This window comes from Corallococcus sp. AB030 (assembly GCF_003668965.1).
In the GTDB taxonomy this organism is placed as follows: Bacteria; Myxococcota; Myxococcia; order Myxococcales; family Myxococcaceae; genus Corallococcus; species Corallococcus exiguus.
Window position 1 is genome coordinate 1 of sequence record NZ_RAWQ01000048.1, and the last position, 25,324, is coordinate 25,324.

At 69.8% G+C, this 25,324-nt stretch carries 22 protein-coding genes; 15 read left to right on the forward strand and 7 right to left on the reverse strand.

Annotated features, from left to right (window positions below; all coding sequences use genetic code 11):
* Positions 1-79: 79 nt before the first annotated feature.
* Positions 80-313 carry a DUF4177 domain-containing protein gene (locus D7Y15_RS14175; RefSeq protein ID WP_158619458.1) on the reverse strand — a complete coding sequence of 78 codons (234 nt, stop codon included), beginning with the start codon at positions 311-313 and terminating at the stop codon, positions 80-82.
* A gap of 268 nt (positions 314-581) precedes the next feature.
* Between D7Y15_RS14175 and D7Y15_RS14180 the strand changes: the two genes are divergently transcribed.
* From D7Y15_RS14180 to D7Y15_RS14195, 4 genes are read left to right on the forward strand one after another with little or no spacing between them, the layout of a single operon-like run.
* Entirely contained in the window at positions 582-1,226 is a 645-nt protein-coding gene (locus D7Y15_RS14180) for an EcsC family protein (protein ID WP_121776939.1), read from the forward strand.
* A 56-nt stretch (positions 1,227-1,282) separates the two neighbouring features.
* Positions 1,283-2,563, forward strand: a complete 1,281-nt coding sequence (locus D7Y15_RS14185; protein ID WP_121752917.1) for an ABC transporter substrate-binding protein — start codon at positions 1,283-1,285, stop codon at positions 2,561-2,563.
* Complete coding sequence (locus tag D7Y15_RS14190; protein WP_120574661.1) at positions 2,560-3,438, forward strand: carbohydrate ABC transporter permease; 879 nt, start codon at positions 2,560-2,562, stop codon at positions 3,436-3,438. Before D7Y15_RS14185 ends, D7Y15_RS14190 begins: the two co-directional genes overlap by 4 nt.
* A complete protein-coding gene (locus tag D7Y15_RS14195; RefSeq protein WP_014392992.1) occupies positions 3,435-4,244 on the forward strand; it encodes a carbohydrate ABC transporter permease in 810 nt (269 codons plus the stop codon). The genes D7Y15_RS14190 and D7Y15_RS14195 overlap by 4 nt, the downstream gene beginning before the upstream one ends.
* A gap of 8 nt (positions 4,245-4,252) precedes the next feature.
* Here D7Y15_RS14195 and D7Y15_RS14200 read toward each other — a convergent pair whose 3' ends face one another.
* The 3 genes from D7Y15_RS14200 to D7Y15_RS14210 all read right to left on the reverse strand — a co-directional run bounded on the left by D7Y15_RS14200 (position 4,253) and on the right by D7Y15_RS14210 (position 6,503).
* Positions 4,253-4,465 (reverse strand): hypothetical protein, encoded by a 213-nt coding sequence (locus D7Y15_RS14200; RefSeq protein WP_120574660.1) that lies wholly within the window; start codon positions 4,463-4,465, stop codon positions 4,253-4,255.
* Between the two features lie 49 nt (positions 4,466-4,514).
* Positions 4,515-5,171, reverse strand: coding sequence for an NAD(P)-binding oxidoreductase (locus tag D7Y15_RS14205; RefSeq protein ID WP_120574659.1), 657 nt, complete (start codon positions 5,169-5,171; stop codon positions 4,515-4,517).
* A 111-nt stretch (positions 5,172-5,282) separates the two neighbouring features.
* Positions 5,283-6,503: a phosphatidylserine/phosphatidylglycerophosphate/cardiolipin synthase family protein gene (locus tag D7Y15_RS14210; RefSeq protein ID WP_233604954.1), complete on the reverse strand. Its 1,221-nt coding sequence runs from the start codon at positions 6,501-6,503 to the stop codon at positions 5,283-5,285.
* 194 nt (positions 6,504-6,697) lie between these two features.
* Here D7Y15_RS14210 and D7Y15_RS14215 point away from each other — a divergent pair, with 194 nt between their 5' ends.
* From D7Y15_RS14215 to D7Y15_RS14240, 6 genes are all read left to right on the forward strand, one after another.
* The gene (locus D7Y15_RS14215) at positions 6,698-7,048 is read left to right on the forward strand and encodes a YciI family protein (RefSeq protein WP_120574657.1); all 351 of its coding nucleotides are present in this window, start codon (positions 6,698-6,700) and stop codon (positions 7,046-7,048) included.
* A 4-nt stretch (positions 7,049-7,052) separates the two neighbouring features.
* Positions 7,053-8,291, forward strand: coding sequence for an RNA polymerase sigma factor (locus tag D7Y15_RS14220; RefSeq protein ID WP_158629050.1), 1,239 nt, complete (start codon positions 7,053-7,055; stop codon positions 8,289-8,291).
* 47 nt (positions 8,292-8,338) lie between these two features.
* Positions 8,339-9,664: a hypothetical protein gene (locus D7Y15_RS14225; protein WP_121752919.1), complete on the forward strand. Its 1,326-nt coding sequence runs from the start codon at positions 8,339-8,341 to the stop codon at positions 9,662-9,664.
* A gap of 373 nt (positions 9,665-10,037) precedes the next feature.
* Positions 10,038-11,438 (forward strand): DUF2380 domain-containing protein, encoded by a 1,401-nt coding sequence (locus tag D7Y15_RS14230; protein WP_121752920.1) that lies wholly within the window; start codon positions 10,038-10,040, stop codon positions 11,436-11,438.
* Positions 11,435-11,905: an NUDIX hydrolase gene (locus tag D7Y15_RS14235; RefSeq protein ID WP_121752921.1), complete on the forward strand. Its 471-nt coding sequence runs from the start codon at positions 11,435-11,437 to the stop codon at positions 11,903-11,905. The genes D7Y15_RS14230 and D7Y15_RS14235 overlap by 4 nt, the downstream gene beginning before the upstream one ends.
* A gap of 53 nt (positions 11,906-11,958) precedes the next feature.
* The gene (locus D7Y15_RS14240; RefSeq protein ID WP_120574652.1) at positions 11,959-12,429 is read left to right on the forward strand and encodes an NUDIX hydrolase; all 471 of its coding nucleotides are present in this window, start codon (positions 11,959-11,961) and stop codon (positions 12,427-12,429) included.
* On the opposite strand, the gene gor is transcribed toward D7Y15_RS14240, so the two are convergent.
* Positions 12,430-13,860: a glutathione-disulfide reductase gene (gene gor, locus D7Y15_RS14245; protein ID WP_121752922.1), complete on the reverse strand. Its 1,431-nt coding sequence runs from the start codon at positions 13,858-13,860 to the stop codon at positions 12,430-12,432.
* A gap of 191 nt (positions 13,861-14,051) precedes the next feature.
* On the opposite strand from gor, the gene D7Y15_RS14250 reads away from it, so the two are divergent.
* Together D7Y15_RS14250 and D7Y15_RS14255 are read left to right on the forward strand one after the other, a co-directional pair.
* Complete coding sequence (locus tag D7Y15_RS14250) at positions 14,052-17,600, forward strand: serine/threonine-protein kinase (RefSeq protein ID WP_121752923.1); 3,549 nt, start codon at positions 14,052-14,054, stop codon at positions 17,598-17,600.
* A gap of 7 nt (positions 17,601-17,607) precedes the next feature.
* Positions 17,608-18,471, forward strand: coding sequence for a class I SAM-dependent methyltransferase (locus D7Y15_RS14255; protein WP_172813237.1), 864 nt, complete (start codon positions 17,608-17,610; stop codon positions 18,469-18,471).
* On the opposite strand, the gene D7Y15_RS14260 is transcribed toward D7Y15_RS14255, so the two are convergent.
* On the reverse strand, positions 18,461-19,318 hold the full coding sequence (locus tag D7Y15_RS14260; RefSeq protein WP_233604955.1) for an SDR family NAD(P)-dependent oxidoreductase: 858 nt from the start codon (positions 19,316-19,318) through the stop codon (positions 18,461-18,463). The two genes, D7Y15_RS14255 and D7Y15_RS14260, sit on opposite strands and share 11 nt — an antisense overlap.
* Before the next feature lie 92 nt (positions 19,319-19,410).
* Between D7Y15_RS14260 and D7Y15_RS14265 the strand changes: the two genes are divergently transcribed.
* Both D7Y15_RS14265 and D7Y15_RS14270 read left to right on the forward strand, forming a co-directional pair.
* Positions 19,411-21,531: an SEL1-like repeat protein gene (locus tag D7Y15_RS14265; protein WP_126932898.1), complete on the forward strand. Its 2,121-nt coding sequence runs from the start codon at positions 19,411-19,413 to the stop codon at positions 21,529-21,531.
* Between the two features lie 179 nt (positions 21,532-21,710).
* Positions 21,711-22,253: a DUF2378 family protein gene (locus tag D7Y15_RS14270; protein WP_233604956.1), complete on the forward strand. Its 543-nt coding sequence runs from the start codon at positions 21,711-21,713 to the stop codon at positions 22,251-22,253.
* 12 nt (positions 22,254-22,265) lie between these two features.
* Here D7Y15_RS14270 and D7Y15_RS14275 read toward each other — a convergent pair whose 3' ends face one another.
* Complete coding sequence (locus tag D7Y15_RS14275; protein ID WP_121752926.1) at positions 22,266-24,530, reverse strand: hypothetical protein; 2,265 nt, start codon at positions 24,528-24,530, stop codon at positions 22,266-22,268.
* A 220-nt stretch (positions 24,531-24,750) separates the two neighbouring features.
* Between D7Y15_RS14275 and D7Y15_RS14280 the strand changes: the two genes are divergently transcribed.
* Complete coding sequence (locus D7Y15_RS14280; protein WP_121752944.1) at positions 24,751-25,293, forward strand: DUF2378 family protein; 543 nt, start codon at positions 24,751-24,753, stop codon at positions 25,291-25,293.
* Positions 25,294-25,324: the final 31 nt, after the last annotated feature.

Below are 25,324 nucleotides of genomic sequence, written 5' to 3' on the forward strand. Positions count from 1 at the left end.
GCCTGGAGCTCGCGGGCCTCCTCGGGGAAGAGGGCGAGGGCGGAGTAGGGGTTGCCTTCCCAGGGCGGAGGGCCCGGGCTCATTCCTGCTTCGTCCGCTCGAAGACGCACACCAGCCAGGAGCCCGTCGCGGTGCCACAGCCCTTGGTCGCGGTGACGGCGCGGTATTCGCTGGAGTGCAGCTTCCAGCCCTGCGCGGCGTAGTTGTTGAGGAACTTCGCGAAGTCGCCGCAGCGCTTGGGGTTCCAGCCCGGGTCCGTGGAGTTGCAGCCGGGGGCGGGCGGGACAAAGGCATCCACGTGATACTCGTACATCCAGGGCTCCTTCGGGGTGTCTGGGATTGGCGGCGGATGCTGTCTCAGGCCGGCCGCGTGGCAAGAATTCATGCTTCAACCCATTGCGTGGGTTTGGCCATACCCCGTGCGTGGGATGGCTCGGACCTCGACGGGCCGGCAGGCTCGCGTGGGACGCCGCGTATGGGGTTCGCGTGCCTGCCTGGAGGACGGACAAGGAGGGGCCGCTCCAGCAGGGGTCCGCCGCCGGTTAGGATGCGGGGCTGGCCTCATCGTGGAGGATGGACGCATGTCGAAGCCGCTGGAAGTCGTGAACGCCGTGCTGAACGCGGGCTTCGATGGTCTGGGGCCGCTGTGTAGCGCGACGGGGCTGGCGGACGAGTACCTGCGGGACACGCGCTACGCGGACCACGAGGCGCGCATCAATTCGCTCATCCACTGGGAGACGGGGAAGCTGTTCACCACGGGCTTCCTGGCCGGACTGGGCGGCCTGCTCACCCTGCCGGTGTCGCTGCCCGCGGGCCTGGGCGTGTCGTGGATGGTGCAGGCGCGGCTGGTGGGTGCCATTGCTCGCATCCACGGGCATGACGTGGAGGAGGACCGCGTGCGGACCCTCACGCTGCTGGCCATCGTGGGGGACATTGGCAAGGAAGTGGTGAAGCAGGCCGGTATCGAAGTGAGCCAGCAGCTGGGCATGCGCGCGCTGGAGGCCGTGCCGATGCATGCGCTGAGCAGCATCAACCGCGCGGTGGGCTTCCGGCTGGTGAGCAAGGCGTCGCAGAAGGGCGTCGTGAACCTGTCGAAGGTGGTGCCGCTGGCCGGTGGGCTGGTGGGCGGCGCGGTGGATGCGCTCGCGTGCCGCGCGGTGGGGGCCACGGCCCGGCGGTTGTTCGCTCCAGGGCTTGGGGCCTTGGTGCCCGTGTCACCTGGATGACCGGGCGCGGGGCTTGTCGTTGACGGTGGGCCTTCGCGCTGGAGTCATCCGGGCGCATGGGCCGCCTCCTTGTCCTCCTCGTCGCGCTGGGCCTCACTGTTGGAGGCTGCCGGCGCTCGTCCGAGGAGGCGGGCACGGGGGGCCGCACTCGCATCGTCTTCAAGTTCCAGCCGCTGTGGGGTGACCCGAAGCCGTTCCGTGAGCTGCTGGCGCAGTACGAGCGCGCCAATCCGGACGTGGAGTTGGTGACGGAGGCGCTGCCGAACTCGTCGGACCTGGCGCACCAGTTCTTCCTCACGTCGTTGCAGGGCAAGGCCACGGACTTCGACGTGCTGGTGGCGGACGTCGTCTGGGTGCCGGAGTTCGCTCGCGCGGGCTGGGTGGCGGACCTGTCCGAGGACTTCCCCCCCGAGCGCCTGCGCCAGGAGTTCCTGCCCGGGCCGGTGGACGCAGTCGTGATGAACGGGCGCACGTACGCGGTGCCCTGGTACGTGGACGTGGGCGTCCTCTACTACCGCTCGGACCTGGTGCCTCGCGCGCCGCGCACCTACGAGGAGCTGCGGCGCTTCACTCGCGACGCGATGGCGAAGACGCCCGGCATCCAGGGCTACGTGTGGCAGGGCCGGCAGTACGAGGGCCTGACCTGCAACGTGTACGAGGCCATCTGGGGCCACGGCGGGCAATCCCTGGGCGAGGACGGGCGCGTGCTCCTGGAGACGGAGGCCGCTCGCGAGGCGCTGGCGTACCTGCATGGGCTCATCGCGGACGGGTTGTCTCCTCCCACGGTCACGGGCTTTGGCGAGGAGGAGTCGCGGCGCGTGTTCCAGGAGGGCCGCGCGGTGTTCATGCGCAACTGGCCCTATGCGTGGAGCGAGGCGCAGGCGGAGGGCTCTCCCATCCGGGGCAAGGTGGGCATCGCGCCGCTGCCGACGAAGGATGGACAGCCGGGGTGGGGGACGCTGGGCGGGTGGCAGCTCGCGGTGAACGCGCATGTTTCGCCCGCGCGGCGCAAGGCCGCGGCCCGGCTCATCGCTCACCTGACGTCGCCGGAGGCGAACCGCGTGCTGGCGCTGCACTACGCGCGCAACCCGCCGCGGATGGCCCTGTATGACGACCCGGAGCTGCGTGCGGCGGAGCCGTTCATCGCGAGCCTGAAGGAGGCGCTGGTGCGGGCTCGCCCCCGGCCGGTGACGCCGTACTACCTGCTCATCGCGGACGTGCTGCAGAGCGAGTTCTCCGCGGCCGTGGCGGGCCTGCGGACTCCGGAGGTGGCGCTCACGCGGGCGCAGAAGCAGGTGGATCACCTGACCGGTGAGCAGCCTCCGGAGGAGGAATGAGGGGCGCGGGTTCGCAGGCTCGGGAGCGGCGGCAGGCGTACCTGCTGGTGGCGCCCGCGGTGGTGGTGCTGGCCGTGGTGGCGCTGTACCCGGTGCTGGCGGCGATATGGCTGAGCCTGCACCGGTTCATCCTGGTGTTCGGCGAGCGGCGCTTCACTGGGTTGGAGAACTACGCCTACCTGATGGGGGACGTTCGCTTCTGGTCCGCGCTGGGGAACACGGCGTACTTCACGGCGGTGGCGGTGACGGTGGAGCTGCTGCTCGCGGTGCCGTTGGCGCTGCTGCTCAACCGCGCGTTCCCGGGGCGGGGCTTGTTGCGTGCATCGGTGCTGGTGCCGTGGGCGATTCCCACGGTGGTGAGCGCTCGGCTGTGGGCGTGGATGTTCAACCCGGACTACGGGCTCATCAACCGGCTGCTGGGTGGGGCGGAGATCAACTGGCTGGGGGCGCCGGGGTATGCGTTGCACGCGGCCATCCTGGTGGACGTGTGGAAGACGACGCCCTTCGTGGCGCTGCTGGTGCTGGCGGGGCTGCAGGGCATTCCGGAGGACCTCTACAAGGCGGCGCGCGTGGACGGGGCGTCAGGGTGGCGGCAGTTCCGGTCCATCACGATGCCCTTGCTGAAGCCCGCGCTGCTGTTGGCGGTGCTGTTCCGGTCGCTGGACGCGTTCCGTGTGTTCGACGCCATCTACGTGCTGACGGAGGGCGGACCGGCGAACACGACGGAGACGCTGAGCATCTACGCGTACAAGACGCTGATGCGCTCCGGGGACTTCGGGTACGGCAGCACGCTGTCGGTGGCGACGTTCCTGTGCGTGGTGCTGCTGGCGGTGGTGTGGCTGCGCTGGCTGGGGCGCGAGGAGGGGCGGCGATGAAGCGGCCAGGGTTGGGCACGGCGCTGGCCGTGGTGGCGTTCCTCACGTTCTTCCTGGGGCCGTTCCTGTGGCAGGTGCTCACGAGCCTGTGGCCGGACGGGGAGTTGACCCGGCCGTGGCCGTCGCACCTGACGGGGGCGAACTACGAGAGTGTGTTGTTCGGGCGGCCGTTCCTGTGGGCGGTGTTGAACTCGCTGGTGGTGGCGACGCTGACGACGGTGTTCTGCCTCACGGTGGGCGCGTCCGCGGCGTTCGCGCTGGCGAAGCTGGAGTTCCGGGGGAGGGGACTGCTGCTGTCCGCGGCGCTGGGCGTGTCGATGTTCCCGCCCATCGCGACGGTGAGCCCGCTGTACCTCATCCTCAACGCGGTGGGGCTGAGGGACAGCCTGGTGGGGCTGGCGTTGCCGTACACGACGTTCGCGCTGCCGCTGACGCTGTGGGTGCTGACGTCGTTCTTCCGCCAGCTACCGGACGAGCTGTACCGGGCGGCGCGGGTGGACGGGTGCACGCCGGTGGGGGCGTTCCGAAGGGTGCTGTTGCCCCTGGCGGCGCCGGGTCTGGCGACGACGGCCATCCTGGTCTTCATCTTCGCGTGGAACGAGTTCCTCTACGCGCTGACGTTCCTGTCCACGCCGGAGAAGCGCACGGTGCCGGTGGCCATCAGCCTCTTCGCGAGTGAGTACAAGGAACCGTGGGGAGAGATCGCCGCCGCGTCGGTGGTGGCCACGTTGCCGCTGGTGGTGCTCACGGTGCTGTTCCAGCGGCGCATCGTGTCCGGACTCACGGCTGGCGCTGTGAAGGAGTAGGCGCGGGCCTAAAGCTGCTCTCGCGTACGTCTCAAGTGCTCCGCGATTTTTCGCTGCACGTCTTCAATGCTCATGGAGTCATCGAAGGCTTCCTGCGAGGCGTCACTGCCGCTTGTGTTTTCATCCAGGCTGAGCAGCAGCTTGTACGCAAGCCAGGCACGTTCCAAAGGGGGCAACTTCAATGCCTGTTCAAAGACCTCTTCAACGGTAACGGCTTCCATGGTTCCTCCTCCGTCGCGGAGGAACCTTCCTACCTGGAGGGTCTGACAACTACCGGCCTACCGCTTCGACCTCCGCCCACAGGCGCTTGCCCTCAAGCGCCGTGTCGAGCGGTGCCCGTCGCTCCGAGATGCGCAGGAGCACGGCGGCCAGTTGGTCCAGGTGCATGGGCTTCAAGTGATGCAGCAGCGGCAGCTTGCCCAGCGTGTGCAGGATGCCGGGCGGTGCGTGGTATTCGCCCTCCAGCGCGGGGGGCCGCACCATGGTGTAGGGGATGCCGCTCTCACGGACGATGCGCTCCGCTTCCGCCTTGGCCTTGAGGTACGCGCCCACCGGGCTTCCCGCTCCCACCGACGTGAGCAGCACGAAGTGGTCCACCCCCGCCGCCTTCGCCGCGTCCACCAACTGCCGCGTGGTGCCGATGTCGCTCGTCTCGTAGGTGTCCCCCGCCGCGAAGCGCTTGCGCATCGTGCCGATGAGCTGGAGCACCGTCGTGCTGCCCTTCATCGCCTCCGCCAGCGCGGGCCCGTCCGCCAGCTCCAGCACCGCCTTCTTCGGCCAGGTGTTCGCGGGCTCCGTGTTCGCGCTCTTGGGGCGCACGTGCGGCGTCACGGAGACGCCCTGGGCCAGGGCCTGCCGCATCAGCGTGCGGCCCGTCGCGCCCGTGGCGCCCGCGACGAAGAGATGACGAGGAGCTGCGCTGCTCATGGCGATGCCTCCCGGGCCTGTCTGCACGGCCCTGGTGCACTTCTTGAGCACACGGCCCGCCCCTTGCCCACTGTTTCCAGGGGGCACGCGTGAAAGCGGACAGCCGGCCTCTCAGCGTCCGGCGCGCTCGGCCTGGACCTCCCGCGCCTTCGTCAGGTCGTCCAGGAAGATGGCTTCCAGCTGACGTGCCGCCTCCACGTCCTCCAGTACGAGTGAACCTTCTTCCAGCAGATTGAACGACAGCGCGTCGTAGTTGATGGACCCCACCAGGATGAGCCGGTCATCCACCAGCATCGTCTTCGCGTGCATCATCGACGGCTGGTACTCCCAGAGCCGCACGCCCGCTGCCCGCAGCGTGTCGTAGCTCTGGCGCTGGAGCAGCGTGATGGCCCGCTGATCATTCTTGTCCCCCGGCGCCAGCACCCGCACGTCCACGCCCGCGCGTGCCTTCTCCACCAGCAATGCCGTCAGCGCGTCGTTGGGCGTGAAGTACGCCTGCGAAATCCACAGCCGCTTCTTCGCCGCCTTCACCATCAGCTGCGTCAGCCGCTCCGCGCGCGTCACCTCCGGGTTCGCCGTGCTGCTGACGAAGGCCGCCCAACCTTCGCCCGCGGCGTCCAGTCCGGGCTGCTCCACCGACAGCGTGGGGAAGTCCGTCTGCGGCAAGAGCTCGCCCGTCGACTCCTGCCAGTTCTCCGCGAACGCCTGCTGGAGCTGCGCCACCACCGGGCCCTGGACGCGCACGTTGGTGTCGCGCCATTCCTTTTCATTGCGCGCGTCGCCCAGCCACTCGTCCTGGATGGCGAGCCCGCCGGTGACGGCCACCCTGCCGTCCACCACGAGAATCTTCCGGTGGTTGCGCGCCAGGTTCTCGTCCGCTGGCAGCGGGCGGAACAGGTGGGCTTCGCAGCCGGCTGCTTCCAGCCGGGGCTTCACCTCCGTCTCGAAGGGTCCGCTGCCCAGCGGATCCACCAGCACGCGGCAGTGCACGCCCGCTCGGGCACGCTCGGCCAGCGCTTCAATCATGCGGTCGGACGCACGGCCCGGCCGCCAGATGAACATCACGATGTGAATGGAGGCGCGGGCCCGGCCGATTTCTTCCACCATCACGTCGAATACGGCGCCGTTGTTCGCCCACCGGATGCGGTTGCGCGGTTCCATCCGCACGCCCGTCGTCTGGTACAGCGCCGATGCGAAGCCCGCCCCACGCGATCCCACCTGCCCCGTGAGCTGGAATGGACGTGACGACTCCTTCGTGTTGCACGCGGACGGACATCCCGCGAGCAGCAACGCCCCCATCATTCCCACCAACCATCGCCCGCCCTTGTCCACGTCCGTTGCCCGCGCCTCCTGACCTTCAGGGGTAGGCACCCCCGGGTGACGTGTCACCCGTGAGCACGAGACGAGTGTTCTCTGTCCACGGTGTGGGTGTGCGCACAGGGTGGTGAGGTAGGCATGTCGATCTCCGGCGACGTGGGCCGTCTTTTTCGGCGAAACCCCCCACTGTCTCCCGAAAGGTCCGTCCCATGGCCCGCTACCTGATGTTGCTGCACGAGAACCCCGCCCACTTCGCCGCCATGTCCCCCGCCGAGCTGCAGGCCATCGTGGAGGAGTACGCCCGGTGGAGTGACGGGCTGCTCCAGGAGGGCCGCCTGCTCCAGGGCGAGAAGCTGCGCGACGAGGGCGGCCGGCGCCTGAAGCAGCAGGGCGGACAGTTGCTCGTGTCGGACGGGCCGTACGCGGAGGTGAAGGACGTGGTGGGCGGCCTCTTCATCCTGTCCGCGGATTCGTATGACGCCGCCGTGGCCCTGGCCCGGACGTGTCCGCACCTGCGCTACGGCGGTGAGGTCGAGCTTCGCGCCATCGAAGAGGTCTGACGGCGTGTCCTCCGTGACGCAGGCGCTGGAGCTGGCGTTCCGCGAGTGGTCCGCGGGGCTCGTCGCGGCCCTGGCCCGGCGCGTGGGGCTGGGGCGGTTGGACCTGGCGGAGGACTCGGTGCAGTTCGCCATGCTCCAGGCGGCGCGGACGTGGGGCTTCCACGGCATCCCGGAGCAGCCTCGCGCGTGGCTGCTGCGCGTGGCGCTGAACCGGCTGACGGACCTCTTGCGGCAGCGCGCGCCGGAGGTGCCGGAGGACTCGGAATCCGTGGAGGAGGCCACGCCGACGGAGGAGCCCACGCGCTTCGCGGCGGAGCTTCCGGATGATGCGCTGCGGTTGCTCTTCGCGTGCTGTCATCCGGCGCTCTCCCGCGAGATGCAGGTGACCCTCACGCTGAAGGTGGCGTGTGGCTTCTCCGTGCGCGAGGTCGCCGCCGCGTTGCTCGCGGACGAGCCCACCGTGGCGCAGCGCCTGGTGCGCGCGAAGCGGACACTGCGCGCCTGTCGAGCCACGCTGGAGGTGCCTTCTCCCGAGGCGCTACCGGAGCGGCTGGGCGCGGTGCACGCCGCGCTCTACCTGCTCTTCAACGAGGGCTACGAAGCCTCCGAGGGCCATGACCTGTCTCGCGCGGAGCTGTGCTTGGAGGCGCTGCGCCTGGCGGAGGTGTTGCTGTCGCACGCGGGGACCGCGACGCCGGAGGGCCATGCACTGGCGGCGCTGTTCTGCTTCCGCACCGCGGGGCTTCCGGGCCGCGTGGATGCGCGGGGCGCGTTCGTGCCGCAGGAGGCGCGAACCGGGACGGAGTCTTCGCCCCTCTTGATGTCTCGAGGGCTCTGGCACCTGCGCGCTTCCATGGGGACGGTACTGACGCCGCTGCACCTGGAGGCGGAGATCGCCTTCGTGCATGCGAAGACGTCCACACCGGGGCCCGAGGACAGCGCTCGGTTGCTGCGGTTGTACGACGCGCTACTGGCTCTCAAGCCGTCGCCCATCGTCGCGCTGGGACGCGTGGTGGCGCTGTCGCGCGTGCGCGGGCCGGCCGAGGCGCTGGAGGCGTTGGGGCCGTTGCGCTCGGAGGCCGTGCTGCGGCGGTATCCGTACCGCTTCGCCGTGGAGGGCATGCTGCTGGAACAGGTAGGGGCTCGGAGCAGGGCGGCGGATTGCTTCCGTCAGGCAGCGGCGCTGGCACGGACGCCGCCGCAACGTGAGTACCTGCTCTCCCGGGCCCGAGCCTGTGAGTAGGAAACCGCGTGCTACCGTTCCGCTCCGTCGAGACACCGGGAGCGGACATGGCGTTGAGCACGTCGGCGGACTTCAAGTCGGATCTGGGGATGGATCCCCGTCACCTGCTGCCCCTCGTGTCGCGACTGGATGATTTCATCCGGCCGTTCTGCGCCGCGCTCGATGCGTTCCATGCGGACTGGAGTGGCTGGGGCAAGGCCTCGTACTTCTTGACGGGCAAGCAGACGTGGGTGGACGCGAAGCTGAAGGCGCTCGATACGGCGGAGCATCTGCTGTACCGGCTCTGCGACGTGGAGCAGGAGCGGCTCGAGCATTCCACGGCGTCGCGGCTGCTGTTGATGCAGTTCCTGGTGGAGATCCAGGAAGCGCACATCGAGATGGTGGACTACGTCCACGTGAACAACCTGAAGCTCTACACACCGGACCGCGGGACGCTGGGGACCGCCGCGTTGAATCAGCTGGACGCGGACTGGAATGCGCTGCGCAACGGCACGGGCGCGGTGAAGCTGCCCACCGGTGCGCAATACGCGCGCGGCAACCGCGAGGTGCGCGCCATCCACGCCCGGCTGCTGTCGCGGCCGCATGGCCGGGAGTTGATGCGGTGGATTCTCAGGGACACGGAGGCGGATCCGGAGTGGCAGGTGACGCTGGTGTTGACCCAGGCCTTCACGCCCTCCGCCAACTTCCGGCAGAAGGTGGTGGTCAACAAGCAGCGGCTGCAGGCGACCTCCGATGAGCTCAAGCGCCTGGAGGCCGAATACGAAGGGATGACCCAGGAGCTGTCCCGCATCGAGGAATCCTCGCGGCGAGGCAATGAGCCGTGGGGCGAACTGCGCAGCCGCCTGGCGTCGACGTCCAGGCCCTACGCCGAGCTGGCCGAGGCACGTGACGCGCTAAGCCCGCGCATGGGCGCGATGGAGGTGGAGATCGGCTGGTACGACGAGGACGGCCACGGCGAGGATTACCTGCTGAGCGAACCCGCGCCGGGGCTCGCGGGCAAGCGCCCCAGCGGGGGACGCGGCTCACAGCTCAGCCTGCGCTCGGGACTGCGTGACAGCACGCAGCGCAACTACTCCCGCGACCAGCACCCCATCCCCGCGCCGGCGTTCATCGTGTACGGGCACGAGCTCATCCACATCCTGCAGAACCGCTACCCCACGCGGATGGTGTTGCAGCCCCAGCCGTACACGAACGTGCACGCGAAGCACGGCTACAGCAACACCACGGAGCACGAGACCATCCGCGCGCTGCGCAAGGTCCGCACGGCGGAGCACCTGCCCTTCTACGAGAACCAGCTCCGTGATGAGCACCAGCTCACGAAGCGCAAGCACCACACGGGCACATCGGCTTTCGAGTTGGGCGAGACGGACTAAAGGGGCTGCCATGGCCTCCAGTTACCGGGAACAGTGGAAGGACCTGCGGCGGCGCGACCGTCTGGTGCTCGTGGGGTTCCTGCTCTTTCCGCTCGTCCCTGTCGTGGGATGGGCCCTGCAGGGGCTTCCAGGAGGAAGGCGAATCCTGTTTGCCTTCGTGCTGGGGTCGATGCTGTTCACCATTACTGCATCGATTCGAGCGGGGGCTTTCCGATGTCCCCGCTGTCGAGAGCGGTTCTTTCTCGACGGGAACTACAGGAACTCCTTCACACGGAAGTGCCTGCGCTGTGGTCTTCCGAAGTGGGCCGACCAGGGCTGAGCGTCAGACGCGTATCCTTTGCTGCCCTCGCTAGGGCATTCCTGGGAGGCGCGTATGAGAATGATGTTGCTGATGCTGGTCGTAGTGCTGCTGGCTACGGGATGTGCCTCCTCGCCGCGTCCGCGGAACTTGAGCTACGCGCCGAGTGGAACGTCCGTCTTCTCTGGACCGGAGCAACGGTCGCTGCGCCGTCAGGGCGTACGTGACAGCGATGCACTGACGCGTGATGCAGTCCTCGCGGGCATTGCCGACGTGAAGGGCTCCCTGGGCGGCGTTGAAGCCGCGCTCTCCAAGCTGGCGGACCGTCCACCGCCCCTCGTGGGATGGAGCCTCAACGGTGTCTTCACCCGCTACCTCGACCATGGCTCCAGTCAGGTGAAGTGGATGAAGGGTGCGCTTGGGAGCGCCAACGCGCTGACACGCGTGGCTTCGGACGTGGATGACTCGAACATGGAGCAGGGCCTCCTGCGCATGACAGGGCCGAAGCTCCAGGCGGCCATGTTCGGGACGCTTCTGTTGGCCACCTGGGTGGACTTCCTCCACCTCGCGGATGCCGTGCTCCAGAATTGTCCGACGTGCAGTGTGGAGAAGCTCTTCGTCGACCTGCATCGCGTGCAGGAGCTGATGGAGCCTGTGCTGGCGGACCTCGCCTCCGAGGACCCGGAGCGAGTGGAGACGGCGGCGGTTGCGATGCCCGAGTTGATGGGGAAGCTGACCCGTGAATTCGATGCGATTCATCGGGGGGCCCGCGCGAGCATGAAGCTCGGTGGGCAGGTCCTCGCGGCGGTGCGGGCGGTGGAGATGGTCGCCATGATTTCCACGCTGAAGGTGTCGCTGCCGCGGCTGCCTCCCTCAGCGCCTGCGTCGCTGGGCGTGGGCTTCGTGATGAGCTCGGGCGGAGTGATGACGGGCTCGCGGCTGGTGGTCTCCGCCGAGTGGGTGGAGATGATGCGGAGGCTCGTAAGGGCGGGCGTCATCTCCGTTCCTGCTGTCAGCTCCGCCGTCCTCATCCATGGCGGACAGGTGCTGATGGCGCAGGCGCCTCGGGACCTGCCCAAGGGCGTGCGCGATGCGTTGGGGGACAGTCCTGAGGTGCGCGGCATGCACGAAACCGGCAGGGCAGGGGCGGGCATGTCCGATGCCCCGAAGCATCATGTGCTGCCTCAAGAGCACCGTGAATGGTTCGAGCGGCGCGGATTCAAGGGCGACATGGACATCGACAAATTCTGTGTCCGGATGGAGCAGGCCCACCACGAGGCGATTCATGGCGGCGGTAACTGGGGAATGGGCCGCGAGTGGCCCGGCGAATGGAACCGAATGATCATGCTGGCACTCAACAAGGCTGAGAGCGAGACAGGGCGGATGTTGACGCGAAATGAGATCCTGCAGATCGTCGCAAGAAACATGAGAAATCATAAGATCCCGATGAACTTCGTTCCTGGGAGAAGGAGATGAGCGGGGACCGTTCTTGGGAGGGCAATTGGAAGGCTCGGCTGTTCGAGAGGGTCCGCGCGCGTGGTTTCAGCTCATTGACGGCCTTTGCCGAGGCGCGACCTGCCGTCCCGCTGTACCTCCTCGCCGAGGAGCTCGGGAAGGATGACATCGCCGGGATCCAGGTGTTGAGAGAGCTGCTCGACGAAGCGAAGCGTCGCAAGCAAGTCACACGCTTTGCTCGTGATGTGCTCGTGCGCGAATTGTCTGAAGGACTTCCTGACGGTTGGCCGACCACGATGGACGACGAAAACCGCTTCCAGGTCGCCCAGGCACTCGGCTGCTGGTACGGGCACATTCCAGAGACCCACCTGGAGCGTGCCGATCAGCTCATGGCCGCGCTTCGCGCCAACCCACCCCCAGCGGGCTGGCGCCCTCTAGGCCCTGACGATGAACTTCTCCGGACACTCATGCCTGACAAGGAAGCCTGAGCGGGAGCCGCGAACTTTCAAGCTGGTGAGCGAAGTGTTTGGAGAGCTGACCGATGACCGATGGACGCCCATGGCAGGGCAATTGGCGAGTCCGCTTGTACGAGCGGGTCCGCGAGCGCGGTTACGATTCTCTCACTGCCTTTGCCGAGGCACGTCCTACAGCCTCATTGGTTGCGCTGGCCAGGGAGTTGGGGCCTGACGACATCGCCGGAGCGCAGGTCTTCAGCGGACTGGCAGCCGAAGCAGAGCGCAGTCATCGGGTTACGCGCTTGGTGCGCGGGCAACTCGTGCGCGAACTTTGGAGGAGCCTGCCCGACGGCTGGCCTGCCGTGCTGGATGACGCCAATCGTTTCAAGGTCGCCAAGGCACTTGGCTTGTGGGCCGGCTTCACCCCAGAAACCCACAAGGAGAGCATGAGGCGGGCCGGTGACGCGCTTCTCGCCAACCCTCCGCCTCCCGGCTGGCGTCCCCTGGGCCCTGACGACGAGCTGCTCCGCATGCTCCTCCCCGACGAAGAGGCGTGACTACTTACGAGTGTCCCCCGGAGGCGTGGCCACCACCTCTCGCCCCAGCTCCAGCAGCGTGGCGCTCTCGGACGGATCCGGGCGCTTGTCGCGCAGCGTGACGAACTCCTCCGCCGCAGTGGGGTGGATGCCCACCGTGGCATCGAGCTGCTTCTTCGTCACGCCGCACTTCAGCGCCACCGCGAGCCCCTGGATGATCTCCGGCGCATCCGCTCCCACCATGTGGAAGCCCAGCACGCGCTCCGTGCCTCGCTCCACCACCACCTTCATCATCGACCGCTCATCCCGGCCCGTCAGCGTGTGCTTCATGGGCCGGAAGCTGGAGACGTAGACGTCCACCTTGCCGTGGCGCTCCATCGCCTCGCGCTCCGTGAGCCCCACCGTGCCCACGGGCGGCTGGCTGAAGACCGCGGACGGGACGTTCTCGTGGTCCATCGTCACCGGGTTGTTCCGGTACAGCGTCTCCACCATCGCTCGGCCCTCCGCGATGGCCACTGGCGTGAGGTTGAGCCGGTCCGTCACGTCCCCCACCGCGTAGATGCTCTCCACCGATGAGCGTGACTGCGCGTCCACCACCACCGCGCCGCGCTCATTCAGCTTCACACCCGCCTCCTCCAGGCCCAGGCCCTTCGTGTTGGGCACTCGGCCGGTGGAGTACAGCACCGCGTCCACCTCCAGCGTGTCTCCCATGCGCGTCAGCAGGCTGAGCGTGCCGTCCTCGCGCTTCTCGATGTCCTGGACGAACGTCTCCGGGCGGATGTCCACGCCCTTCTTGCGCATCTCCTGCGTCAGCGCCGCTCGGATGTCGTTGTCGAAGCCTCGCAGCACCGTGTCGCCGCGAATCAGCATCGTCACCTTCGCGCCCAGCGCCGCGAAGATGCCCGCGAACTCCACTCCGATGTAGCCGCCTCCCACCACCGCCACCCGGCGCGGCAGCGTGGGCAACTCCAGCGCCTGCTCGGACGTGAGCGCGTGCTCGATGCCCGTCACCTCCGGCAGGTAGGGCCGCCCGCCCGTGGCCACCAGGATGCGCTCCGCCGTGTAGCGCTTGCCCGCGACCTCCACCGTGTGCGCGTCCACCACCCGGCCCCGGCCCTCCACCAGCGTCACGCCCGCGTCGCGCAGCAGCCGCCCGTAGATGCCCGTCAGCCGGTCCAGCTCCTTCGCCTTCACTGTCTGGAGCTTCTTCCAGTCCAGCGCGGGGCTGTTCACCGTCCAGCCGTAGCCGGCCGCGTCCTCCATGTCGTAGCGGTAGTGCGCCGCGTACACGAGCAGCTTCTTGGGCACGCACCCGCGCAGCACGCACGTGCCGCCCACGCGCCCCTCCTCGCAGATGGCCACCTTCGCCCCGGAGGCCCCCGCTCGCCGGCTGGCCGCCACGCCGCCCGACCCCGCGCCCACTGTGAACAAGTCGAAGTCGTAGCCCGCCATCCGGTGTCCTCCCTGCATCAAGAAATGGTGTTTCCACTCTCCGGAGGGAAGGAGCCCTGCCGGGCCCTGCCCGCCGGGCTGCTCCCCAGGGTCCGAAGCGCCTACTGCTTCGGCTGCCCCGGACGCATTCAATCCCCCTCCCGCACGAGAAGGGGGGATATCCTCATCCGTACGTAGGGCGGCTCCCCCTCATGTCTCACCCCCCCTCCTGTCAGACCTCCCCCCGGGCGGATGCCCCGGACATCGACACGTCTCCGGGCATGGATCCGGAAGTCGTGGGGCGCCGGTACCGCATCCTCGACCTGCTGGGGCGCGGCGGCGCGGGCACCGTGTGGCGCGCGCAGGACGGCCTGTCCGGGCCGGTGGCCCTCAAGCGGCTGCACAAGACGGTGGCGGACCTGGCGCGGCGGCCCGGCCGGGGCACCCCTTCCGCCTTCGCCACGCAGGGCATGGCGCTGTCGCTGGCCCATGAGTTCCAGACGCTGGTGTCGCTGCGCCACCCGCACGTCATCCGCGTGCTGGACTACGGCTTCGACGCCGAGGGCCGCCCCTACCTGGCCATGGACCTGCTGGAGGACGCGCGCACGCTGGTGGAGGCCGGCACGGACGCGCCCCTCGCGACGCAGGTGGGGCTGCTCATCCAGACGCTCCAGGCGCTCGCGTACCTGCACCGGCGCGGCATCATCCACCGCGACCTGAAGCCCGGGAACGTGCTGGTGGTGCGCGGCCAGGTGAAGGTGCTGGACTTCGGCCTGGCCGTGGGGCGCGACCAGCAGGGCCGCCGCGCGCAGCCCGCGGGTACCCCCGGCTACCTGGCCCCGGAGCTCTTCGAGGACCAGCCCCCTTCCGAGCTGACCGACCTCTTCGGCTTCGGCGCCATGGCGTGCCAGATGTTCTTCGGCCGGCTGCCCCACGCGGGCCAGGTGTTCGCCACGCCGGGCTTCCCGCCCGCGCTCAAGGCCCTGCTGGAGCAGCTGGTGGCGCCCGAAGCCCACCGCCGGCCGCGCGACGCGGAGGCCGTCATCACCGCGCTGAGCGACGCCGTGGGCCAGCCCCGGCCCGCCGAGTCCGCCGCCACGCGCGAGAGCTTCCTCCAGTCCGCGCGCTTCGTGGGCCGCGTGGCGGAGCGCGAACACCTGACGGACGTGCTCGACGCGGCGATGGCGGGCCAGGGCGGCGCGTGGCTCATCGGCGGCGAGAGCGGCGTGGGCAAGTCGCGCCTCCTGGAGGAGGTGCGCTCGCTGGCGCTGGTGCGCGGCGCGATGGTGCTGCGCGGCCAGGCGGTGGACACCGGCGGCGTGCCCTACCAGGAGTGGCGCGCGGTGCTGCGCTGGCTGCCCATGCTCACGGAGCTCTCCGACCGTGAGGCGCGCGTGCTCCGGTCGCTGGTGCCGGACCTGGACGCGCTGCTGGGCCGCGAGGTGCCCGCCGCGCCGGAGCTGGACGCGGACATGGCGCAGCTGCGCCTGCACCAGACGGTGGAGGACCTCTTCGCCCGCCTGTCGCAGCCCACCGTGGTCATCCTGGAGGACCTGCATCAGGCGCACGCCGAATCGCTCCAGCTCCTCGCTCAGCTCGCGGCGAGGTCGCCGGGGCTGCCGCTGCTGTTGCTCGTGAGCTTCCGCGACGACGAGTCCCCGCAGTTGCCGGAGCACCTGCCCGGCACTCGCGTGCTGCGGCTGCAACGGCTGAACGCGGAGGAGATCGCCCAGCTGGGCGAGTCCATGCTGGGCGCCGTCGGCCGCCGGCCCGACGTGGTGTCGCTGTTGCGCCGCGAGTCGGAGGGCAATCCGTTCCTGCTGGTGGAGGTGGTGCGCGCGCTCGCGGAGGACGCGGGGGGCCTGGACCGGCTGGGCGCCGTCGCGCTGCCCCAGCGCGTGTGGGCGGGTGGCATGCGCGCGCTGGTGCAGCGCCGGCTGGAGAAGGTGCCTCGGGCGGCGCGGGAGCTGCTGGACGTGGCGGCGCTGCTGGGCCGGGAGCTGGACCTGGCGGTGCTGGAGCGGGCCGCGCCCGGCGTGGACGTGGAGGCGTGGCTCACCGACTGCGCGGCGGCGGCGGTGCTGGACGTGGCCGACGGCCGCTGGCGCTTCGCTCACGACAAGCTGCGCGAAAGGTTGCTGGAGGACCTGTCCCCGACGCTCCGCCCCGCGCTCCACCGGCGCGCGGCCCTGGCGCTGGAGTCGGCCCACCCCACGGGCCACGCCGCCGCGCTGTCGTACCACTGGGGGCAGGCCGGGGACGCGGCCCGCGAATCGCACCACGCGCGGATCGCGGGCGAGGAGGCGCTGGCGGTGGGTGCGTGCCGGGAAGCGGTGCCGCTGCTCTCGCGGGCGCTGGCGGTCGCGCCCCAGGCCACGCCGCTGGAGCAGGGCCGCGTGGAGGCGCTGCTGGCGGAGGCGCGCTTCCAACTGGGAGACCTGGAGGCCTTCCGCGTGCACGCGGAGTCAGCGCTCGCGCACTTCGGCTGGCGTGTGCCTTCGTCGCGCGTGGCGTGGGTGCTGGGCACGCTGACGCAGGCGCTGTCTCGGCTGGCGCAGAGTGCCCGGCCGGATGCGTACGTGGATGATTCCAGGCGGCGCCGGGAGTCGCGGCGGGTGGCGGGCCGGCTGCTGATGCGGCTCACCGACGCGTTCATCTACGCGCAGGAAGCGCTGCCGGTGCTCTGGAGCGGCCTGCGCATGCTCAACCTGTGCGAGCCCGCGGGGCCCACGCCGGAGCTGGCGCGCGGCTACACGGTGATGGCGGTGGTGGCGGGCACGGTGCCGGTGCACCGCGTGGCGGACGCGTGGGTGAAGCGGGCGCAGGAGGTGGCCGAAAGCGTGGGCCGCCCGGCGGACCTGGCCTACGTGCTCAACCGCAACGCGGTGTGCGCGGTGTACCAGGCGCGCTGGCAGGACGTGGAGACGTGGCTTTCGCGAGCGACGGCCATCGTGGACTCGGTGGGGGACCTGCGGCTGGCGGAGGAGTGCCGCGCGCTGCTCACCGTGTCCGCCATGTACCGCGGCCAGTTCGCGCGGGGCCTGCCGCTGATGGACTGGCTGGAGGCGTCCGCGGTGCGCCGGGGCTCGGCGCAGACGCAGCACTGGGCCCAGCATTACCGTGCGCACATGCTGCTGCGGCTGGGCGAACACGCTCGGGCCCGCGTGGCGCTGGAGCCGGCGCTCGCGTGGACGGAGGCGCACGGCGGCGCCACCGACCGCATCATCGTGGACGGCACGCTGGCGCTCTTGTGCCTGCGCGAGGGCGACACGGCGGGTGCTCGCGCGGCGGCGGAGAAGGCGCTGGTGCGGCTGTCCGCGGGCAAGCCGGTGGCGCACTTCGTCTACTTCGGCGCGACGGCGGTGGCGGAGGTGCTGCTCACCCTCCTGGCGCGCGAGACGCCAGGGCCCGGATTGCAGGCGCTCACGCACAGCGCGCGGTCCGCGCTCCAGGAGGTGGAGCGCTTCGCGCGGGTGTTCCCCTTCGGCGAACCCGCCGCGTGGCTGTGGCGCGGCTGCGAGGCGTGGCTCGCGGGCAAGCACCGCAAGGCCTTCCGCGCGTGGAAGCGCTGCCTCGCGGAGTCGGACGCGCGGGGCATGCCCTACGAGGCGGCGCGCGCTCGGCTGGAGTGGGCGCGGCACCTGCCCGCGGACGACGCGGAGCGCGCGGAGTTGCTGCGGCGCGCGGCGGAGGATTTCACCCGGCTGGGGGCGCGCGAGGACCTGTCGCGGACCCTGGCCGAACAAGGGACGGCAGGGTGACGAAGCGATGATGTGGCTGCGGGACGTGGCGTTGCTGGCATGCCTGGATTGCCGGGGCCAACTGGTGTGGCACGGGCAGAGCGAGGACGACCGGCTGGACGAGGGACGTCTTCTCTGCGGTAGCTGCGGCGAGACGTGGGAGGTGGCGGACGGGCTCGCCCGGCTGTACCGCGAGGACCGCGTGCAGGGCACGGACCGCCTGATGCGCCATGTCTACGACGGGCTCCCCGCGCTGCACGACCCGCTGACGGCGGTGCTGACGCCGCTGTTCCAGTCCGTCTCCGAGTCGCGGATGCGCGACGGGTACATGCGCAGGTTGGAGTTGGGCGCGCTGAAGCCGCGCGACGACGGACAGCCCGTGCGCGTGCTGGAGGTGGGCGTGGGCGCGGGCGCGAACCTGCCGCGCATCCGGGGCGCGCTGCCGCCGGGCCTGCCCGTGGAGGTGTGGGGCCTGGACCTGAGCACCGGCATGCTGGCGCATTGCGAGAAGCGGCTGCGCAAGGGCCGGGGCGTGAAGGACACGCGGCTGATGGTGGCGGACGCGCACGCGCTCCCGTTCAAGGACGGCCTGTTCGACCGCGTCTTCCACGTCGGAGGGATTGGGAGCTACCGCCAGCCCGCGGTGGCGCTGCGGGAGATGGCGCGCGTGGCTCGGCCCGGCACTCCGCTGGTGGTGGTGGACGAGCAACTGGACGCGGCCTTCCGCCCGTCGCTGTTCCAGCGCGCGGCCTTCCGCGCCCTCACGTTCTACACGCGCGACGCGAAGAGCCCCCGCGCGCTGCTGCCGCGGAACGCCGAAGACGTCATCGAGGAACAGGTGTCACCGTTCTACTACTGCCTCACGTTTCGCGTTCCGGCCGTTACGGGTTGAGCACCAGGTCCAGCAGCTTCAGCGTCATGCCTCCCGTGAAGTCGATGGTGGCGCCGTTGAACCACGCGGCGTCGTCACCCGTGAGCACGGTGACGAAGCGGGCCACCTCGTCCAGTGTGCCCATGCGCCCCGCGGGGTTCATGGCCGCGTGGCGCGCTTCCAGCCGGGCCAGTGCCTCCGGCGAGTAGACGTGGCGCAGCGCGGGCGTCATCACCGTGCCGAACTTGAGCAGGTTGACGCGGTGGCCCTTGGGGCCCAGCTCCATGGCCAGGTGGCGCACGTACATCTCCAGCGAGGCCTTGGCGGCGCTGATGAGGCCGGTGTTGCCCAGGTGCGTTTCGTCCAGCGGGTTCTGAAGGCCCAGGAGGCGCGCGTCCGGGGCCAGCAGATCGCGTTGCACGAGGGCCTGCGTCCAGTACACGAACGAGTGCGCCATGCAGTCGAACGTGCGCTGGATGCGGCGCGGGTGGAGCCGGTCCGGGCCCTCGGAGAGGAAGTGCCCCACGGACGCGCCGGCGATGGCGTGCACGAACAGCTTCACGCTGCGGGGGCCGGTGCGCTGGAGCAGCTCGTCCGCGCCGGCCTCGGCGGCTTCGGGCGTGGAGGCATCCGCCTGCCGCAGGTGCACGTCCCGGCCCGCGTCGCGCACGCGTGTCTCCAGCTCGCGCGCGGTGTCCGGGTAACGGCCCCGGTGCACGCCGAAGACGTTCAGCCCCGGCTTTCGCGCGACGGCCTCCGCGATGGCAGCGCCCGAGCCGGAGGAGGCACCCAGGATGAGCGCCCACGCCGGGGGAGCACCCTCCGATGCGGCTGGAGGAGATCCGCAGGGGACAGGGGGCTCGTGCATGGTGCTCCCATCATAGGAAGCCACGCGGGGCGGGGCTCGGGAGACGGCAGGGGTCCTCGACGGAAAGGGGAACGGAGTGGAAAGATCCACCCATGCCCTCAGTGAAGCTCCTCTTCGCGTGCCGGGTCGTGCCCGTCCTCGCACTTCTCGCGGCCTGTGCCCATGGCTCCTCGGACGAAACGAAGTCGGAGTCCGAACAGGAGCTCACCACGCTGTACCAGCGCACCTGCGGTGGGAGGTTGGCGCAGGCGTGCTTCGAACAGGCCGAGCGCCTCCGCGTGGGCGACGGCGTCACGAAGGACGTGGCGCGCGCGGCGACGCTCTACGAGCTGGGCTGCAACGGCGACGACCTGCGCGCGTGCGTGGCGCTGGGGGTGTTGAAGGAAGAGGGGCGGGGCGTCGCGAAGGACGAGGCGGAAGCGGCGCGCCTGTACGCACGGGGCTGTGAGCGGGACCTGCCGGAGGGCTGCGGCCACCTGGCGCTGCTGTACGGCGAGGGCCGGGCCGTGGCGAAGGACCTCGCGCAGGCGGTGCGCCTCTACGAGCGCGGCTGCGCCGGGGATGACCGGCTGTCGTGCAACAACCTGGGCGTGCTGAAGCTGATGGGCGGCTTCGGCGTCGAGCAGGACGTGGCGGCGGGCATGGGGATGCTGGTGCAGGCGTGCAACCGGAGCCTTGGGGTCGCCTGTCTCACGGTGGCGCGCGAGTTCGACCAGGGCGTGCGTACACGCAAGGATGCGCGGCTCGCGTCCAGCTACTTCCGCATGGCGTGCGGCATGGGAGCGCAGGAGGCGTGCACGTCCGCGAACGCGGCGGTGGTGGCGAAGCCGGAGCCCACGCCCGCCGTCACGCCGGAGGAGGGCGCGAAGCTGGATGGGGTCCGCGCCATGTGTGAGCTGGGCACCGGCGTGGGCCTGGGCATGGCGTGCCACATGATGGGCACCGCGTACGAGAAGGGCGCGGGCGTGGCGGTGAACCCCGGCCGCGCGACGATGTACTACCAGCGCGCGTGCGACCACGAGGTGCCGGAGGCCTGTGGCGACGTGCGGCGCATGCTGGGGCTCACGGCGGACGGCGCGAAGACCGAAGGGCCGAAGCAGTCCGTGCTGCAGTCGCTCCAACTGGACCCGGCGAAGACCGCTCCGGAGAAGCCGAAGCAGTCCGTGTTGCAGTCGCTCCAACTGGATGCGGGCAAGGTCTCCGCGAACGCGAAGCCCGCGCCGCGCGCGTCCGTCGACCGCTGGAAGGAGGAGTGCCAGGACGGAAAGGGCGAAGGGGATGCGTGCGCCCGGCTGGGGGCGGTGCTGCTGGAGGGGAGCGCCGGGCTCCAGGTGGATGTGAAGCGGGGCATGAAGTTGCTGGAGGACGCATGCCTGAAACGCGCGCCCGCCGCCTGCGTGCGGCTCTGGAGCGTGCTGTCCTCCGGTGATGAGGCTTTGAAGATTGGACCGGCTCCACTCGTGGGACTCGCCTTCCTGGAGACGGGGTGCGAAGCGCGCGACGGCGGCGATGCGTGCAACCTGCTGGGCATGGCCCTGACCAACACCCCCCGCCCGTACGCGAACCTGGGGAAGGGCATTCAGGCCTGGCGCGACGGATGCCTCGGACATGAGGACACGAACAGCTGTGTGCTGTTCCTCGCCATGACGCGGAAGCTCGCCGCCTCGGGGCCGGAGGCGTTGAGGGCGGACGCGCAAGGCAGCATCCCTGGTATCCAGGCCCAGGCCTGCAAGGCGCGCATGAAGGACGCCTGCGAAGCGCTGGGCCAGCCGATGCCGAAGGACGTCCTGCGGGTGCGCCACCTGCGGACGGACTGCGACGCGGGCGACCCGGATGCCTGCGCGGACCTGGCCCTCAAGTACCGTCAGGCCAACGAAGGCAGCCGGTTCGCCACGGTCGAGCGCAACCTCGAGGAAGAGCTCCGGGTGGCGGAGAAGGGGTGCTCCGATGGCAGCAGCGACGCCTGCTGGCAGCTGGCGAAGCGCTCCAGCGAGGAGAGGGTCGCGGGCGCTCCCCGCGACCTGGAAGCCGCCCTCGCACGCTCGGAGCTGGCCTGCGCCATGAAGTCCGGGGACGCGTGCGAGCTGCTCGCGAAGCTCCTGCGGGAGCACCGCCACCTGGGGCCGGATGCGCCCCAGGTCCAGGAGGCCCGGGCGCGAGCTTGCCTCTACCTGGCGGCGGGGTCCTGGAGCGCGAGGGAGTGCGGGAAGTGAGCGTTCCGTCGCGTCATCCGTGCCGGAGCTGAAACCCCGCGGCCACGGGCTTCGTGAAGTTGCGCCGTCCGCTGGTGGAAAGCCCGCTGCACGAAGGGATGGGTGGGTTGTTCCCGGGTCCGTCCGCGTTTACCGATGAAGGACGCATCCCCAGCGCCGTGGAGAAGGAGCCTCCCATCGTGCGTACTCCAGAGAAGGTCGTGTTCGGCCACACCGTCGAAGGCCTGCTGGTGGCCCTGGATGGGCATCTGGAAGGTCCGCTCCGGCCGAGGTTGAAGGCCGTGGGCCTGGACCTGGACGAGAAGCTGGCGCCCGCCTATCCCCGGGACCAGTGGCACCAGATGTTGCTCCTGGGAGCGCAGGTGCTCTTCCCGCACCACTCTGTCGCGCAGGCGCACTGGCATTTGGGCCAGCGCTTCGTCACGGCCTACTTCGCCACCCGCATCGGTCGCGCGCTCCAGGGTGTGCTGAAGTTCCTGGGCCCCGCGCGCACGTTGGAGCGCACCACGCGCAACATGGCCTCCGGCAACAACTACCTGCACGTGGATGTGAAGCGCCTGGCAGCCACCGACTACCAGCTCCGGGTGAACGAAGGCGGCATCCACCCGGAGTTCATCGGGGCCCTGTGCCACTTCGGCACGTTGACCACCGGCGTGAAGGGACTCACCACCGTGGTCGAGGGCCGCGAAGGACCCTCCGCGACGTACCGGATGCGCTGGTAGCGGCCCCCGTGCTCAGCCGTGGGAGATGACGAACTCCTGCGCTCCCACGCGCACCTGGAGCAGGCGCTGGATGCCCGACCCCAGCTTCCACCGGATGGCGAGCTGATCCATCCACGCGACGAACGCGGTGACGCGGAAGTCGTCGCAGGCCAGGTCATCCAGGGACGTGAACACCTGCTGCACGGCGGAGGTCGCGTCGTTCTCCGCGATGACGGCTTCCGAATGGATGGCCTTGTTCAGCGCGATGAGCTTGTCGAGCAGGTCCCTCCAGAACACGTACACCTTCCCGTACGGCTGGCTCCCGATGTCGCCTGCGTAGCGTGACGACTGCACGAGCACATCCGAGAACGTGCCCGTCCCGCCGCTCTGCTCCCAGTGCGACGCGACGAAGCCGTCCGGTCCGGCATGGTTCTTCAGGTGCCAGGCCACGCTCGCCTTCGCCCGGTCGAGCGTCCAGTCCTTCGCCCCGTCCTTGAGGTACGCGTCCCAGAGCGGCGTGTAGAGCTCTTCCCTGCGCTGGAGACTGGTGCGCACGGGTTGGCTCGCCCGGGGCATGGCTCGCGCCAGGGCTCGTGCGAAGGCGTTGCGTTCGAAGGCGGGTTCGGAGCCCAGCTTCGCCAGCAGCCGCCGGAAGCTGGGGTTGTCCACGCGCAGGTCCAGCCGCGTTTCGGTCTTCGTGCCGGCGGGCGCCGCGCGGAAGAGGCGGTCCACCAACGCGGGTGCGTCCTCCGGACGGACCGCGCCCCAGACGGTGGCCCCGTCCACCGCGCGTTGGATGAGCTCCTTCGACAGGCCGTCCTCCACCTGGCTCTGGGCGAAGAAGGAGTATTCGAACTCGTCCGCGCTGGGCGTGAGGCTGAAGCGCGGCATCTGGGCGCTGAAGTCGAGCCCCCAGCGGGAGGTCTTCCCGTACAGCACGCCCGAGCTCGTGTAGCTGCGCGCCCCCAGGAACGCGTAGCGGCGTGGGCCCTGCCGGTGGTCGCGGGACGCGTGCTGGACGACGGCCTTGAGCTTCCGCCGGTCCTCCTGCGAGGCGAAGTTGACGTCGCGCCAGCCCAGGCCCAGGCCCCAGACGCGCTGGGACTCCACGGACTTCATGTGGAAGTAGCGCCGCAGCCAGGCGTCATTCACCCGGTGCTGGATGGAGGCCAGGTCGCCGGAGACGAACGCGCCGTGCGCGCCCGCCAGCTCCTCCACGGGCACCTCCAGCTCCAGGAGCGTCGCGTCCTCGGTGCTGCGCGCGTACTCGTATTCGAAGCCGGCCTTGAGCGTGCCGCTGACCACGCTCTCGACGAAGTCCTTCAATTCTTCGTACGCGGCCGTCACCGACGCGAGCGTGGCCTCCACCGGCTTGTGGAACCCGAGCTGCTTCAGCAGCGCGGCGGCGACCTGGAGGAGCGCGGGCGTGAGCGAGCCGTGCTCCAGGCCGTCGACGATCTTCAACGCGTCCTGCACCTTCGCGTCCACGGCGCCCAGGATGGAGGCGAGCAGCGGCGACGAGTACCCCAGCGAGACCCCGGCGGATATCTGGGCCGCCGCGGAGTCCGAGGTGGCCTTGCGGACCGACACGCGGAACGGTCCGTCCTTCGGCCGTGAGAAGACGATGCGGAACTCGTCCTGGAGCGACACGGTGCCGCCGATGGACGCGCCCACCTCCGCCTTCAGCTCGAACACCAGCTGCCCGGCCAACCGCTTCGCGAGCGCCCCCACCAGGGACGTGCTGATGGCGGACCAGGAGACCTTCACTCCGGCCTTCAGGGCCACGCGCGTCTGGAACGACAGGGCATCACCGGGTTGGAGTGCCTGCACATCCCCCAGCACGAAGGGCAGGCGCAGGGACTTCGCGTCCGAGCCCAGCGCGGCCTCCAGGATCTGGGTCGCGGCGTGGTGCCGGTAGTCCGCCACCTTCACCTGGAGTGATCCGCCGCCGCTCAACTCGACGAAGGGGAAGTTCCCCTGGCCGTTGGCCTCCGCGCTCAGCTCCGCCGCGTACTTCAGCCAGCACGCGGTCCCGTCCGGGGAGAAGAGGGGCTCCACCGAGGCGCCGTCCAGCTGCTTCGGAGGCACGCCGATGATGCCGTACGCGTCCTTGTCGCTCCGGTCGTTGAAGAGCTCGACGGGGACCTTGAGGGCGCCCGTGAGGGACACCTGGCCTCCCTGGATGGGGATGGCCTTGTTGCCGTTCAGCTCCGCGTGGCCCAGCGCCTGTTCGTGAGCGGCGTTGCCCAGCGCGAGCTTGAGCGTGTTCACCGCGGGAATGTGGATGCTCCAGCTCATGAGACTCCCCCACCTTGGATTGCCTGTGTCCCTGGGACCGCTGAGCAATCATTGACGTGGGGCCTGCCTGGCCGCTTCTGACGGCGGGGAGGTGCGACTGTCCTCACAGCGAAATCGTCATCACCCCGGGGATGTAGGGGTTGTTCACAAGTCGGTGTTCGGACTAACCAGGGGGCACCCAAGCCACGTCATCCCCCGAGCCGTGGCGGAGGAGCCCCTCGTGTCGAACCCCTCGGAGATCGTCTTCGGCCATACGGTCGAAGGTCTGCTGTTGGCCTTGAAGGGCCGGCTGGAAGGCCCGCTGCGCGCGAAGCTGAAGGACGCCGGGCTGGACCTGGACCGGAAGCTGGAGCCCGCGTATCCGAACGCCATCTGGCAGAAGCTCCTGCAGATTGGAGCGACGGAGCTGTTTCCGAACGTGTCCATGAACGAGGCGCAGTGGCTGCTGGGTGAGCGCTTCGTCGTGGGCTACTTCGAGACGAACATGGGCCGCGCGCTGCAAACGGTGCTGAAGCTGCTGGGCCCCGCGCGCGCCCTGGAGCGCACGTCGCGCAACCTGGCCTCCGGCAGCAACTTCCTGCACGTGGAGGTGGAGCGGCTGGCGGACACGGACTACCGCATCAAGGTGAACGAGGGCGGGACCTACCCGGAGTTCATCGGCTCCATCTGCCACCACGGGACGATGACCACCGGCGTGAAGGGCCTCACCACCGTGGTCGAGTCCCGCCAGGGCCGCGCCGCCATCTACCGCGTGCGCTGGTAGTCACGCGCCGCGTCCAGCGGGTGCCCTTGCC

What these genes read in the sequence shown, in the direction of transcription:
- D7Y15_RS14180 (WP_121776939.1), top strand. Translation starts at nt 582, where the DNA reads ATGTCGAAGCCGCTGGAAGTCGTGAACGCCGTGCTGAACGCGGGCTTC.
- D7Y15_RS14230 (WP_121752920.1), top strand. Translation starts at nt 10,038, where the DNA reads ATGAGAATGATGTTGCTGATGCTGGTCGTAGTGCTGCTGGCTACGGGA.
- D7Y15_RS14175 (WP_158619458.1), bottom strand. Translation starts at nt 313, where the DNA reads ATGTACGAGTATCACGTGGATGCCTTTGTCCCGCCCGCCCCCGGCTGC.
- D7Y15_RS14190 (WP_120574661.1), top strand. Translation starts at nt 2,560, where the DNA reads ATGAGGGGCGCGGGTTCGCAGGCTCGGGAGCGGCGGCAGGCGTACCTG.
- D7Y15_RS14260 (WP_233604955.1), bottom strand. Translation starts at nt 19,318, where the DNA reads ATGCACGAGCCCCCTGTCCCCTGCGGATCTCCTCCAGCCGCATCGGAG.
- D7Y15_RS14255 (WP_172813237.1), top strand. Translation starts at nt 17,608, where the DNA reads ATGATGTGGCTGCGGGACGTGGCGTTGCTGGCATGCCTGGATTGCCGG.
- D7Y15_RS14250 (WP_121752923.1), top strand. Translation starts at nt 14,052, where the DNA reads ATGTCTCACCCCCCCTCCTGTCAGACCTCCCCCCGGGCGGATGCCCCG.
- D7Y15_RS14275 (WP_121752926.1), bottom strand. Translation starts at nt 24,530, where the DNA reads ATGAGCTGGAGCATCCACATTCCCGCGGTGAACACGCTCAAGCTCGCG.
- D7Y15_RS14195 (WP_014392992.1), top strand. Translation starts at nt 3,435, where the DNA reads ATGAAGCGGCCAGGGTTGGGCACGGCGCTGGCCGTGGTGGCGTTCCTC.
- D7Y15_RS14200 (WP_120574660.1), bottom strand. Translation starts at nt 4,465, where the DNA reads ATGGAAGCCGTTACCGTTGAAGAGGTCTTTGAACAGGCATTGAAGTTG.
- D7Y15_RS14235 (WP_121752921.1), top strand. Translation starts at nt 11,435, where the DNA reads ATGAGCGGGGACCGTTCTTGGGAGGGCAATTGGAAGGCTCGGCTGTTC.
- D7Y15_RS14205 (WP_120574659.1), bottom strand. Translation starts at nt 5,171, where the DNA reads ATGAGCAGCGCAGCTCCTCGTCATCTCTTCGTCGCGGGCGCCACGGGC.
- D7Y15_RS14265 (WP_126932898.1), top strand. Translation starts at nt 19,411, where the DNA reads ATGCCCTCAGTGAAGCTCCTCTTCGCGTGCCGGGTCGTGCCCGTCCTC.
- D7Y15_RS14215 (WP_120574657.1), top strand. Translation starts at nt 6,698, where the DNA reads ATGGCCCGCTACCTGATGTTGCTGCACGAGAACCCCGCCCACTTCGCC.
- D7Y15_RS14185 (WP_121752917.1), top strand. Translation starts at nt 1,283, where the DNA reads ATGGGCCGCCTCCTTGTCCTCCTCGTCGCGCTGGGCCTCACTGTTGGA.
- D7Y15_RS14240 (WP_120574652.1), top strand. Translation starts at nt 11,959, where the DNA reads ATGACCGATGGACGCCCATGGCAGGGCAATTGGCGAGTCCGCTTGTAC.
- D7Y15_RS14225 (WP_121752919.1), top strand. Translation starts at nt 8,339, where the DNA reads ATGGCGTTGAGCACGTCGGCGGACTTCAAGTCGGATCTGGGGATGGAT.
- gor (WP_121752922.1), bottom strand. Translation starts at nt 13,860, where the DNA reads ATGGCGGGCTACGACTTCGACTTGTTCACAGTGGGCGCGGGGTCGGGC.